This window comes from Catenuloplanes sp. NPDC051500 (assembly GCF_044454585.1).
Classification (GTDB): domain Bacteria; phylum Actinomycetota; class Actinomycetes; order Mycobacteriales; family Micromonosporaceae; genus Catenuloplanes.
Genome location: NZ_JBITDX010000001.1, coordinates 215,330 through 227,665, shown reverse-complemented (window position 1 = coordinate 227,665; position 12,336 = coordinate 215,330). Strand labels below are relative to the sequence as shown.

9 protein-coding genes are annotated in these 12,336 nt (G+C 69.6%); 3 read left to right on the top strand and 6 right to left on the bottom strand.

Annotated elements, in window-relative coordinates:
* The first annotated feature begins 8 nt into the window (after positions 1 to 8).
* From ACIA8K_RS00955 to ACIA8K_RS00945, 3 genes are read left to right on the top strand one after another with little or no spacing between them, the layout of a single operon-like run.
* A complete protein-coding gene (locus ACIA8K_RS00955; protein WP_396053548.1) occupies positions 9 to 1,094 on the top strand; it encodes a DUF559 domain-containing protein in 1,086 nt (361 codons plus the stop codon).
* Complete coding sequence (locus tag ACIA8K_RS00950) at positions 1,091 to 1,756, top strand: hypothetical protein (protein ID WP_396053546.1); 666 nt, start codon at positions 1,091 to 1,093, stop codon at positions 1,754 to 1,756. The genes ACIA8K_RS00955 and ACIA8K_RS00950 overlap by 4 nt, the downstream gene beginning before the upstream one ends.
* On the top strand, positions 1,756 to 5,244 hold the full coding sequence (locus ACIA8K_RS00945) for a helicase HerA domain-containing protein (RefSeq protein WP_396053544.1): 3,489 nt from the start codon (positions 1,756 to 1,758) through the stop codon (positions 5,242 to 5,244). The genes ACIA8K_RS00950 and ACIA8K_RS00945 overlap by 1 nt, the downstream gene beginning before the upstream one ends.
* Here the strand turns inward: ACIA8K_RS00945 and ACIA8K_RS00940 are convergent.
* From ACIA8K_RS00940 to tal, 6 genes are all read right to left on the bottom strand, one after another.
* Complete coding sequence (locus ACIA8K_RS00940) at positions 5,222 to 5,872, bottom strand: M50 family metallopeptidase (protein ID WP_396053542.1); 651 nt, start codon at positions 5,870 to 5,872, stop codon at positions 5,222 to 5,224. The genes ACIA8K_RS00945 and ACIA8K_RS00940 overlap by 23 nt on opposite strands.
* 270 nt (positions 5,873 to 6,142) lie before the next feature.
* Positions 6,143 to 6,865 (bottom strand): 6-phosphogluconolactonase, encoded by a 723-nt coding sequence (pgl, locus tag ACIA8K_RS00935; RefSeq protein WP_396053540.1) that lies wholly within the window; start codon positions 6,863 to 6,865, stop codon positions 6,143 to 6,145.
* Positions 6,866 to 7,010: 145 nt separating this feature from the next.
* On the bottom strand, positions 7,011 to 7,979 hold the full coding sequence (locus tag ACIA8K_RS00930) for a glucose-6-phosphate dehydrogenase assembly protein OpcA (RefSeq protein ID WP_396053538.1): 969 nt from the start codon (positions 7,977 to 7,979) through the stop codon (positions 7,011 to 7,013).
* Positions 7,976 to 9,493 carry a glucose-6-phosphate dehydrogenase gene (gene zwf, locus ACIA8K_RS00925; protein WP_396053536.1) on the bottom strand — a complete coding sequence of 506 codons (1,518 nt, stop codon included), beginning with the start codon at positions 9,491 to 9,493 and terminating at the stop codon, positions 7,976 to 7,978. Before zwf ends, ACIA8K_RS00930 begins: the two co-directional genes overlap by 4 nt.
* 37 nt (positions 9,494 to 9,530) lie before the next feature.
* Positions 9,531 to 11,192, bottom strand: a complete 1,662-nt coding sequence (locus ACIA8K_RS00920; protein ID WP_396053534.1) for a glucose-6-phosphate isomerase — start codon at positions 11,190 to 11,192, stop codon at positions 9,531 to 9,533.
* Positions 11,192 to 12,328 (bottom strand): transaldolase, encoded by a 1,137-nt coding sequence (gene tal, locus ACIA8K_RS00915; protein WP_396053532.1) that lies wholly within the window; start codon positions 12,326 to 12,328, stop codon positions 11,192 to 11,194. Before tal ends, ACIA8K_RS00920 begins: the two co-directional genes overlap by 1 nt.
* Positions 12,329 to 12,336 lie beyond the last annotated feature (8 nt).

The window sequence follows — 12,336 nt, the reverse complement described above, 5'->3', positions numbered from 1 at the left end:
TGGCCGGGGTGCCGGCCGACCGGGTGGTGCAACTACACGGCGGTGACCCCGGGCGCCTCGCTTTGCTCGCGGCGCGTGGCGGCCCGAAGCTGCCGGCCGTGCTCAGCCACCGGTATCACTTGGCTCCCAGGGTCGTCGGACTTGTGGACGCACTCCTTGACGATTTGGAAGGGGCGGCGACCGAGCTGTTCCCGGCGTGGCTGCCGGAGGCGGAGCATATTGACTCGCCCGGCGGCGCCGGGATCGCGGCGGTCCGCGCGTTGGCAACGACACGGGCGCTCGGAACACAGCACTTTGGACCCTTCATGGCGGATCTCGCGGAGGGGGCGCTTTCCGGAGGGCCTGTGCGCCGTCGATTTTCCTCGGAGATCTGTGCCCGGGGTCTGGCCCGCGCGGTCGCGGATGGGCTGGGACGGGCGCGACTGGTGCTGGTGGTCTCGGTGCCGGAAGGACTGAGCGCAGACCAGGAACGCACGCTTGCGGCTGGAGCGGAGTGGCTGGCAGACCGGGGCGGCCTCGGTATCTGGCTCTGCGGCACGCCACTGACCACTATTGACCGCCTGACCACCGCCCACATACCGGATCTCGATGCCCCGGCACCGGTCCGCGCGGTTCGTGGGCTACCCAGCGCGGACCGCAGGCTTCACGTCGCAGGCTCAGCTGGCGCGGATGGTGTCATGTTCGGTGCGGCCGAGCTGACCGGAGACGGACTGCTGACCTCCGGGTTAGTGGGGCAGCCGCATCCGCGGAGCGGTGCCGAGAAGGCGTTGGAAGCCGCGCTCGCCCGTCAGCCGTGGGCGGGAGGCCGCGCGTGGAACCAGACCTACCAGCCGCACGCGCTCGCCAGCCCTCTGCGACTTGACCTGGTGTGGCGAAACGAGCGCTGCGTTGTAGAGATCGACGGGCCCGAACACTGCCGCCCGGAGGTGTTCGAGTCCGACCGGCAACGCGACGTGCGACTCCAACTGGACGGCTTCGCAGTCCTGCGGTTCACGAACGCGCGAATAGGTCACGACATCGAGGCAGTCGTCCGCCAGATCGGCTCCTTCATCCACCACCGCCGACACGAACTCCTGAAAGGGAAACAACCATGACCACCGACGACGGTCTCACCCCGGCCGAGAGCGCCATTCTTTTCATTCTCATGGCGGAAGCGCGTGAAGTCTCCAGTCCTGAGCTGAAGACGCGTTTCAAGATGGAGATCCGGAAGGAGAACCGCGACAAGCTGAACGGGCTCGGATATGTCACAAGCAGTAAGCCGGGCCGGTTCTTCGTGCATGAGCTGGCGGATGCGGGCTGGGTCCGGGTTCAGGAGGATCTAAACTTCGCCAGTAGTACGGGCCGGGCGCTGGGCGCGGCTCTCTCGCTCATCCAGTCGAACTTGCGGGACCGCGTGCTTCCCCGAACCGACTTCACAACGTTCGGCGAGATGTTCTCGCAGAAGCCGGTGGTACCGGCCCAGCGGGCTGAGCTGACATCGGAGCCGGAGGTGAGGACCGACCTCGACGGGCGGATCAGGGACGCCTACAAGTCCCTGATGAGCGAGCCGGGTGCTTGGGTGAGCCTTGCCCGGCTCCGAGGCCGGCTGACCGATGTGCCGCGGGCTGAGCTGGATGAGGCGCTTGAGCGGCTGAGTCTCCAGACGGGCGTCCACTTGGTGCCGGAATCCAACCAGAAGGCGCTGAACGCGGACGAGGTCGATGCGGCGCTGCGCAGCGGTGGCCAGGACAACCACCTGTTGGCGATCGGAGTGTGATGATCGAGGAGGAGCGGGCTGCCCTTCAGGCGCTCAACTTCGACCGGGCACGAGTGCCGGACGACGTCTGGCGGCCCTCGCGGTTCCACGTGGACGGGCTACACCCCGAGGTCGTGCATAACGTCGTGGAAGGGATCGCGGAAGCGGACAAGAGCGTGGACGGCAGCCCGATCGGCGTGGTGCTGCAAGGGCCACCTGGCTCCGGCAAGACCCACATGCTGGGCTGGGTCCGCCAACACACCCAGCAGCTCGGTGGCTACTTTTTCCTCGTCAGCCTGCTTGACTCGAAGGGCTTCTGGGACAGCGTTCTCGCCTCGATGTTGGATGGGCTGGCCCGTCCGGTGCCGGGCAGCGAGACCCAGCTCCATCTGCTGTTGCGTCGCTTGTCTTCAAAGGTCGGCGCGCCGCGACTGGCCCGCCGCGCGTTTATGGGGGATACGAACCTGACCCGCGAGACGCTGGATGCTTTCATCCATGGTCTCCTCGCCTATGACCCTTATGTGGGTAGGAACAGCCAGGACACCGCACGAGCGCTGGCTCTGAGCGCGTCCGACGACGTGACGCATCAGGATCTGGCCGATGGATTCTTCGCACTGCTGGATGAGGCCGTGCCGGGGGAACGCGCGGCGTGGGGCATGCGACGGATGCCGAAAACGTCGGAGGAGATCGTCCAGGAGCTTTCCCGGCTGTTGTCGATGACTGGTCCCACCGTGATCGCGGTGGACCAGATCGACACCTTGATCGCGCAATATGCCGGCACGTCGGACGCGGCGGCCCGTGCTCCGGAAGCGGGCGAAATCGCAGACTCGGTGGCGTTGGAGCAGGTCGCAGGCGGACTCATGACGCTCCGCGAGCGCACCAGACGCACGCTGACGGTGCTCTCGTGTATTCCGGCGACCTGGGCCCGGATCAGGACCAAGGCGACGAGTTCGGTGGCTGATCGCTTCCGGATCACCTCCGGTGCCCTCAGTACTATCAAGGACAACGAACTCGGCCGGGCGATCGTGGAGAAGCGATTCGCGGTGCGCTTCGAGGAGATCGGTTTCCATCCGCCGTATCCGACCTGGCCAGTCAGTGAGAAGGCATTCGCCAAGGTCGGTTCGTTCACACCGCGGGCGCTCCTCAAGGAGATCGACGAGCATATTCGTAGCTGTCTGCTGGCCGGCGAGGTGCGGGAACTGACGCAGCTCGGGGAGACGAGGCCACCTGTCGAGCGCAGGGTGCCGGACGTGGGTACGGACGACCTGGAACTGTTGGACGCGCGCTTCGTCGAGTTCAAACGTGTCGCCGATGTGGTTCGTCCGCTTACCGGAATCACCGAGGATGTCGAGATGCCGGCGCTTCTCGCAGCGGGTCTCGACGCCTGGATTCAGGAGCGCGGAGAGGCCGGCGAGAGGTTCAGTCTGGACCCGCCGCCCAGTTCTCGGCCGGCGCTCCACGCGCGCCTACGGTTGACTCTCGACGAGGATCGTGAGGATCAGGTCCACTGGTCCTTCCGGGCAATCAGCGACGGCCATCATGGGAACGCGGTCCTGTCCCGGCTACGCAAAGCCTGCAATGCCGCAGGTCTCGACGCCCAAGTGCCGAAGCGGAAGCTGTTCGTGCTTCGCGACCGTGACATGACCGGCGGTCCGAAGATGCGGGAGACGGTGGCGGCGTTCGGAAGGGAAGGCGGCACGCGTCTACCGCTAGACGTCGAGGATCTGCGGATCCTTTTCGCGCTGCGAATGATGTTGCAGGACCCGTCCGCCGATCTTCGGGCGTGGCTGGTGGCCCGCCGCCCGACCCGTAGCGTCGCGGTGTTCCAGACCGCGCTTGCGGACGCGGACGTCTGGCTTCCCGTACATGACATCACCCCAGCTGCGCCGGTCACAATGCCGGATCAGCCGGTCCGCGAGGCCCCGCGGGGTGGCCCGGCCGCGGCTTCCGGCGGCCCGCCTATAGCGCTGCCCGGCCGGGGAGTGGGTGCCGGCGACCGTGCGGCAGCCTTCGGCGATCGGACGGCGGAGGCAGAGCGCCAACTCACCACCGCCGACGACCGTACGGACGGCCGCGTGGCCGCTACGCAGACCCTCGGCCGCCTCGGCGCGGCCAGCTTCCCCACCGGCGGGATGCCCACGGCGGGGAACGCGGGCCCTGGCGGCGGAAGCGGGAACCTTCTCGGCGTTCGGAGCGCCGCAGGGTCCGGTGAGCGGTCCACGCCGGTGTCGCCCGCGGCCGGCCGGGTGCCGAGGCAGGCGGTGCCCGAGTCCGCGGGAACGGCGGCCTTCACGATCGGTCACCGGCACGACTCTGGGGTCGCGGTCCCGCTGGAGTTGGAGGCGCTGCGGAAGCACCTGACGATCTTCGCCGGGTCAGGGTCCGGGAAGACGGTGTTGATCAGGCGGATCGTTGAGGAGTGTGCGCTGCGGGGGGTGTCCTCGATCGTGCTGGATCTGAACAATGATCTGGCGCGGCTGGGGGATGCGTGGCCGGAGGAGCCGGCGGCCTGGGGTGAGGGGGACGCGGCGAGGGCGGCTGACTACCTGGCGAATACGGACGTGGTGATCTGGACGCCGCGCCGGGACGCCGGGCGGCCGCTGAGCTTCCAGCCGCTGCCGGACTTCATGGGGGTACGGGACGATCCGGACGAGTTCAACGAGGCGGTGGAGTCGGCCGTGGCGTCGCTTGCACCGCGTGCGCTGCTCGGCGGGAGGTCGGTGAAATCGCACCTGGGGCTGGCGGTGCTGCGCAAGGCGGTCGAGCACTACGGCCGCCAGGGCGGGAATCGGCTGCAGGGGCTGGTCGCGACGTTGAACGACTTCCCGGAGGATGTGATCGACCTGGCCGACTCCGCGAAGATCGCGGGGCAGCTTGCGGAGGCGCTGACCGCGGCGATGGTGAATGATCCGCTGTTCGGGGGCGGCGGGACCGCGATGGATCCGGGGTTGCTGCTCACGCCCACGGCGGGCAAGCGCGCGCGGGTGTCGGTGATCAGCATGGTCGGGCTGGGCAACGATGACGTGCGGCAGAGCTTCGTGAATCAGCTGCAGATGGCGTTGTTCGCGTGGATCAAGCGGAATCCGGCGGGGGACCGGCCGCTCGGCGGATTGTTGATCATGGACGAGGCGCAGAACCTGGCGCCGTCCGGGGCGATGACGGCCTGCACGCAGAGCACGCTTGCGCTCGCCTCCCAGGCGCGGAAGTACGGCCTCGGCCTGATCTTCGCCACCCAGTCGCCGAAAGGGCTGCACAACCGGATCCCGGGCAACGCGGCGACGCAGCTCTACGGGCGGCTGAACAGCCCGATCCAGATGGACACGGCGCGCGAGATGGCGAAGGCGAAGGGCGGCGACGTGCCTGACATCGCGCGCCTGACAAGCGGCGAGTTCTACCTGGCGGCGGAGGGTGCGCCGCCGCGGAAACTGCGCACGCCGCTCTGCCTGACCCACCACCCGGCGAGCCCGCTCTCCACCGAAGAGGTGGTCACCCGAGCGGCGGCGCGATGAGGCCGAGCAGGATGCCGCCGCCGTAGATCAGTGCGGCCATCGTGGACAGCCACCAGAACCCGCCCCAGAAGCCGACCGGGATCATCGTGGCCTTGCGCAGGTTGACGGAGTCCCCGTTCTTGAGATCACCCATCGCGGTGTGGATCACGCCGCCGAGGAGCAGAAACCAGATCAGCGTGTACGCACCGAGCGCGCGCAGGCCGGGGGAGCCGTAGCGGACCAGGAGAAAGAAGAACGTGCCGTAGAGGCCGACGATGAAGAGGCCGAAGACGTTCTTGAGTTGGATGAACACGACGATCAGCAGGACCAGGCAGGTCCAGAGCACCGCGTCCGGCCGGATGCCGTGTGCCAGCATCGTGGCGCCGGCCAGGCCGAAGAGCGACGGCCCGAGGTAACCGGACACCGCGGTGAGGAAGAGGCTCCCGGAGATCGTGACGGTGAGTCCGGAGCTGTCGGGATGCAACCGCACACTGTCCACCCGGCCGCCCGAGACCGATCCGAAGAGGGCATGGCTGCCCTCGTGCGCGGCGGTGATCAGGTAACGCGTGAGAGTCCAGAGGACCGAGGCCGCCAGGCCGAGGATGAGCGAGCCGACGGCCAGCAGCAGCGAAGGTTCGGCGCTGGTCATGCGCGCAGCGTAAGCGCGTTGACCAGCGCCGGAACATCCGCTTTTGGACGACCCGATTCCGGCTCCGGCGCGACATGACCCGTCCCACGACCACACGTCCCGCAATACCGCCGCCCGGAACAGCGCGGCCCGGAACAGTGCGGTCCGGAACGGCACGTCCCGGAACGGTGCGGCCCGGAATAGTGCGGCCCGGAACGGCGCGGCCCGGAACAGCGCAGGCCGGAGCGGTGCGGTCAGGAAGGGGCCGGCCCGGAAGGTCGGGGCCGGAAGCTACCTGATTCCGGCGGCGGCAGCCTTGTCGAGCAGCCACAGCGTGCGGGACGTGCCTCCCACCCGGGCGCACGGCAGGTCCGAGCCGCCGCTGAGTGCCGCCGCGACCGGGTCGGCCTTGTCCGCGCCGGTGACGATCAGCCAGACCTCGTCGGCGGCGTTGATTGTGGGGAGGGTGAGCGTGACGCGGGTGGGTGGCGGCTTCGGGCTGTCCTGGACGCCGGCGGCCACACCGGTCTCGGTCAGGCCGGGGTGGCCGGGGAAGAGGGAGGCGACGTGGCCGTCCTCGCCGACGCCGAGCAGCACCACGTCGATGTGCGGGGCGGCGGCGGTCCACTCGGCGGCGTACCGGGCGGCGGCGGCCGACGCGTCGGGGCCGTCGGGGCCGTCGGACGGGGGCATCGGGTGGATGCGCTTCGGGTCGAGGGGGAGCGCGTCGAGCAGGGCCTCGCGGGCCTGGGTCTCGTTGCGGTCCTTGTCGCCGAGGGGAAGGAAGCGCTCGTCGCCCCACCAGAGGTCGACGCGGGACCAGTCGATTGCGGTGGCGGCCGGCGAGGACGCGATCGCGCGGTAGATCTTTGCGGCGCCGCGGCCGCCGGTGAGGACCACGTCGGCGGTGCCGCGGGCGGCCTGCGCGTCGATGATCTTCACGATCAGGCGGGCGGCGACGGCCTGGGTCTGGATGTCCGCGTCAGCGTGGACGATCACTGTGGGTTCTGTCATCGCGGGGACCTCGCATGCTGGTCGGGATGGGACTGTGGGCGGCGGGGGCACGGCCGGGCGGATGGAGCTCCTCCCGTACCCCCTGATGATCGTGAAAAAAGGGGTTCGCCCGCGATGAAGCGCGAGCGAACCCCCTGAGGAAGCACTAGCGAACGACTGCCGGGTCTTTCCAGACGTGCACGCGCTGTGCGGCCCGGCTCTCCAGGTGCGGCATGCCGGCGAGCGAGCCGAGCGCGGACGAGTAGACCTGGTCCGGGTCGAGGCGGCGCAGCTCCTCCGCGAGTTCGTCGCCGACCGGGCGGCGGACAAGCGGCATTTCACGGTCTGCCTGGCCGGTACGGCTGAACAGCGCGGTGTTCTCGTCGCGGGTGACCTTGATGCAGTCGCCGTTGGCACACTGCAGCTCGACCGACCGCATGCGCGGGAACTCGTCCGTCGACTCGAGGACCGGCGTGATGCCGAGCCGTGCGCCGAGCCAGCCGCCCATCAGCGCGGCGGTCGGGTCCTTCTCCGGCGCGACGATCGTGGCGCCGACGACCTGTTCCATGGTGGTGTCGAACGCGCTTGCCACAAGCGTGCGCCAGAGCGTGATCCGGGTCCAGGTGAGGTCGGTGTCGCCGGGTGCGTAGTCCCGTGCCCGCTCGCGCAGCGCCTCGACCGGGTCCGGCGCCTGGGCGGAGTCGGTGATCCGCCGGTCCGCGACGACGCCGAGGAAGTCGTTGGCGATCTGAGCGGGCGGCTCGCTGTGCCACCAGGTGACCACCGGCACGTCCGGGGCCAGCAGCGGCATCACCACCGACTCGGCGTGCAGCGCGAGCCGGCCGTACATCCGCAGCACCGCGGCCTCGGCCGGGCCGAGCCGGCCGCCGACCACGATCTCCGCGTCCAGCCGGCTGCGCTGGCTCTCCACATCGGAGCGGACGACGATCAGCAGCCGGCAGGGGTGGGCGGCCGCGGCGATCGTCGCCGCCGCCTCCGCCTCCCGGACGCGCTTCTCGTCCACCACAGCGATAAGCGTGAGCGCCAGGCCACTTGCCACACCGCCCGCGCTCCGGCGCTCGGCGGCGAGCGCCTTGACGACCTCGTTGCCGGTCGTGTCCCACAGGCCGATCATGCCCGCCTCCAGGTACGGCCCTCGCGGGCCAGCAGCTCGTCGGCGGCGCGGGGTCCCCACTCGCCAGCCCGGTACGGTTCCGGCGTCGTGCCCGCCCAGACCTCCTCGAGCGGGTCGATCACCGCCCAGCTCTGCTCGACCTCTGCCGCATCCGGGAAGAGTGTCCGGTCGCCGACGAGCACGTCCAGGACCAGCCGCTCGTACGCTTCCGGGCTGCTCTCGGTGAACGCCTCGCCGTACTGGAAGTCCATCGCGATGTCGCGGACCTCCATCGTGGTGCCGGGCACCTTGGAGCCGAACTTGAGCACCATGCCCTCGTCCGGCTGCACGCGCACGACCAGCTGGTTGTGGCCGAGCATCTCCACGTCGGCCGGGTCGAACGGCAGGTGCGGCGCCTTCTTGAAGACGATCGCGATCTCGGTGACCCGGCGGGGCAGCCGCTTGCCGCAGCGCACGTAGAACGGGACGCCGGCCCAGCGGCGGTTCTGGATGGCGAGCTTGACCGCGACGTACGTCTCGGTTGTCGACTCGGCCGGGATGTTCTTCTCCTCCAGGTAGCCGACCGCGCGCTCGCCCGCGACCCAGCCCGGAAGGTACTGCCCGCGAACCGTGTCCGCCTCGATGTCCTTCGGGACGCTGACGGCCTTGAGCACCTTCAGCTTCTCGGCGCGGATCTCGGACGGGTCGAAGCTTGTCGGCTCCTCCATCGCGAACATCGCCAGGAGTTGGAGCAGGTGGTTCTGCAGCACGTCACGGGCGGCGCCGGCGCCGTCGTAGAACCCGGCGCGGGTGCCGATGCCGACGTCCTCGGCCATGGTGATCTGCACGTGGTCGACGTACTTCGAGTTCCACACCGGCTCGAACAGCGAGTTCGCGAAGCGGAGCGCCAGGATGTTCTGGACGGTCTCCTTGCCGAGGTAGTGGTCGATGCGGAACACGTCGTCGGCGGTGAAGACGGAGTCGACGAGCCGGTTGAGCTCCTTGGCGGTCGCCATGTCGTAGCCGAACGGCTTCTCCACGACCACCCGCCGCCAGCCGCCTGACGACTCGTTGTCGGCCATGCCGGTGCGGGCCAGCTGCTTGAGCACGACGGGAAACGCGACCGGCGGGATCGAGAAGTAGAACGCGGCGTTGCCGGCGATGCCGTGCGAGGCGCGCAACTCGTCAAGCGAGGAGGCGAGCGTGTCGAACGCGGCGTCGTCGTCGAACGAGCCGGCCACGAACTTGATGTTGTCGGCCAGCCGGGCCCAGACGTCCTCCCGCCAGGGGGTGCGGGCGCCCTTCTTGGCCGCTTCGTACGCCAGCGACTCGAAGTCTCCGTCGCCCCAGTCGCGGCGGGCGAAGCCGAGCACCACGAAACCGGGCGGGAGCAGGCCACGGTTGGCCAGGTCGTACACCGCGGGGATCAGCTTCTTACGGGACAGGTCGCCGGTCACTCCGAAGATGACCAGAGCACAGGGCTCCGGAATTCTTGGCAGCCGGCGATCCTGCGGGTCGCGCAGCGGATTTCTCACGCCGCCATCCTCCCAGTTTTTGCCAGGCAGAGCAGGGTTACAGTGCCTGCGCGGCCGTTACGAGTTGATTGATTCCGGCCGAGCGGTCGGTGAGATGCAGGCGGATGACCGGACGCGCGGCGAGCGCGGCACGGTCGCCGGCGGCCTGCGCGGCCTGCAGCCGGCCGAACGTGTAGGGGCGGCCGGGAACGTCCAGATCCTCCGCGACCACGCCGGTGATCTGCAGGAACGCGCCGACTGCCGGCCCGCCCTTGTGGAACTGGCCGGCCGAGTGAAGCAGACGCGGCCCCCAGCCGAACGTGACCGGCTTGCCGGACTTATCCGCCAAAATGGACCTGAGATCGGCGATCGCGTGATCCGCGTGCCGGTCCAGGTAGGCCATGACCGCAAGATAGTCGCCCGAGTCCAGGACGGTCCGGAGCGCGTCGGCCACCGACGCCGCTCCGTAGACCTCGATGGCGCCGTCCGAGGCGGCCGGCGCCTCGTCAGCTCGGGCATCATCGTCTGGGGCATCGTTGTCCGGGGCATCGTCGTCTGGGGCATCGTCAAGAATGCGAAGGGTGTGTGACTTCGCCGACGCCACATCCGGCTGGCTGAACGGGTCCACACCCAGGACACGCGCCGCGATCGCGGTCGCGAACTCCCAGGCCAGGAACTGCGCGCCGAGCGGCCCGTTGACCGCCAGGTGCGCGTCGGCGCCGCCACCCGGCACCGCGCCCGCGCCGAGCGAGCCGCCGTAGGCCACGGTCAGCACGCCGGGCCCGGTCGCACCGGGCGCGGCCGGCGACTCGACCACCACCGGAAGCAGTCCCATGCCGTCCTTGCCAAGCGACTCGGCGAGCAGTTGCTCCGCCCAGTCGCCGAGCCCGTCCAGCCCGCTGCCGTCCGGCACAAGCGCCACCGAGGTGTAGCCCGCGGTGGCGGCACCGCCGAGCGCGGCGCCCAGGGCCAGCGCGGGATTGTCGTCGTCGCCGCCGAGCGAGGCGGCGAACTCCTCCGCCTGATCAAGCAGCTCGGCCACGTCCACCCCGGCCAGCGCGGCCGGCACCAGGCCGAACGCGGACAGCGCCGCGAACCGCCCGCCGACCGTCGGGTCCGCCACGATGACGAACGCGCCCATCTCCAGCCCGGCCTCGACGAGTGGCGAGCCCGGATCGGTGACGATCACGAAGTGCCGGCCGGCCTCCTCGGGGGTGCGACCCAGATCAAGGAACGCCTGGTGGTACGCCCGGCGCTGCGCATCGGTCTCGATCGTGCCGCCGGACTTGCTTGCGACGACCACCACTGTGGTGTCCAGCCGGTCGCCGAGCGCGGCCCGGATCTGGCCGGCGTCTGTGGTGTCGAGCACGGTGAGCGGCCGCCCGAGCGTGCGGGCGATCGCCTCCGGGGCGAGGGACGACCCGCCCATGCCGCACAGGACCACGTGGTCCAGATCGGCGAGTTCCGCTGTCAGCTCCGCGAGCTGGGGGAGCAGCTCGCGGGACCTGTGGAACGTGTCGAGCCAGCCGAGGTGTGCCCCGGCCGCCGGCTCCGCCTCAGGACCCCAGAGCGTGGGGTCCTTGCGGGCCAGCAGGCCGGGCACACCGTCGGAGACCAGCGCCCGCCGGGTGGACGCCGGTGACTGCTCGTCGATGGCACGAGCGCCGTGGACGGCCAACCCGGCCGCCGCCTCGGCGCCACCACTGAGCAGGTCGGACATCAGGCGGCGTCGCTCGGGTTCTGCGCGCCGGCCTTCGCCGCGGCGAGGGACTTGGTCAGGCCCTCAAGCAGCTCGCCCCAGGACACCTCGAACTTGTCGACGCCCTCGGACTCCAGCACCTTCACCACGTCGTCGAAGTCGATCCCGACGGCGGCCAGGTCGTCGAAGACCTTCTGGGCGGTCGCGTACTGACCGGTGACGGTGTCGCCACGGGTCTCACCGTGGTCGTCGAAGGCCTTGATGACCGACTCCGGCATCGTGTTGACGGTGCCGGGCGCGATCAGCTCCTCGACGTAGATGGTGTCCTTGAGCTCGGCGCTCTTGGTGCCGGTGGACGCCCAGAGCGGACGCTGCGGGTGCGCGCCGGCCGACTTAAGGGCCGCCCACCGCTCGCCGCCGAACTTCTCCTCGTAGAGCTTGTACGCCAGCTGGGCGTTGGCGACCGCCGCCTTGCCCTTCAGCGCCTTGGCCTCGTCGGAGCCGATCTTGTCGAGCCGCTTGTCGATCTCGCTGTCCACCCGGGACACGAAGAACGACGCGACCGAGGCGATCTTGGTCAGGTCGTGGCCGTTCGCCTTCGCCTGCTCCAGACCGTCCAGGAACGCGTCGATCACCTTGCCGTAGCGGTCCAGCGAGAAGATCAGCGTGACGTTCACGCTGATGCCCGCGGCGAGCGTCGCCGTGATCGCCGGCAGGCCGGCCAGCGTCGCCGGGATCTTGATGAGCACGTTCTCCCGGTCGACGAGCCACCAGAGCGCCTTGGCCTCGGCGACCGTCTTCGAGGTCTCGTGCGCCAGGCGCGGGTCGACCTCGATGGAGACGCGGCCGTCCTGGCCCGCGGAGGCGTCGTACGCCGGCTTCATCACGTCGGCCGCCCAGCGGACGTCGTACGTGGTCAGCGCGCGGGTCGCCTCCTCCACTGTGACGTCACGGTCGGCGAGCTCACGCAGCTGCTCGTCGTAGGCGTCCGCGTCGGAGAGGGCCTTCGCGAAGATGGTCGGGTTGGTGGTCACACCCACCACGTGCTTCTCCGTGCGGAGCTTGTCAAGCGTGCCGGTAGCGAGGCGGACGCGCGACAGGTCGTCGAGCCACACCGCCACGCCGGCATCGGAGAGTTCCTTGAGCCGATCGGTCATGGGAATCA

Coding starts and splice junctions, on each gene's coding strand:
- pgl (WP_396053540.1), bottom strand. CDS start 6,865: ATGACAGAACCCACAGTGATCGTCCACGCTGACGCGGACATCCAGACC.
- ACIA8K_RS00950 (WP_396053546.1), top strand. CDS start 1,091: ATGACCACCGACGACGGTCTCACCCCGGCCGAGAGCGCCATTCTTTTC.
- ACIA8K_RS00945 (WP_396053544.1), top strand. CDS start 1,756: ATGATCGAGGAGGAGCGGGCTGCCCTTCAGGCGCTCAACTTCGACCGG.
- ACIA8K_RS00920 (WP_396053534.1), bottom strand. CDS start 11,192: ATGTCCGACCTGCTCAGTGGTGGCGCCGAGGCGGCGGCCGGGTTGGCC.
- tal (WP_396053532.1), bottom strand. CDS start 12,328: ATGACCGATCGGCTCAAGGAACTCTCCGATGCCGGCGTGGCGGTGTGG.
- ACIA8K_RS00940 (WP_396053542.1), bottom strand. CDS start 5,872: ATGACCAGCGCCGAACCTTCGCTGCTGCTGGCCGTCGGCTCGCTCATC.
- ACIA8K_RS00930 (WP_396053538.1), bottom strand. CDS start 7,979: ATGATCGGCCTGTGGGACACGACCGGCAACGAGGTCGTCAAGGCGCTC.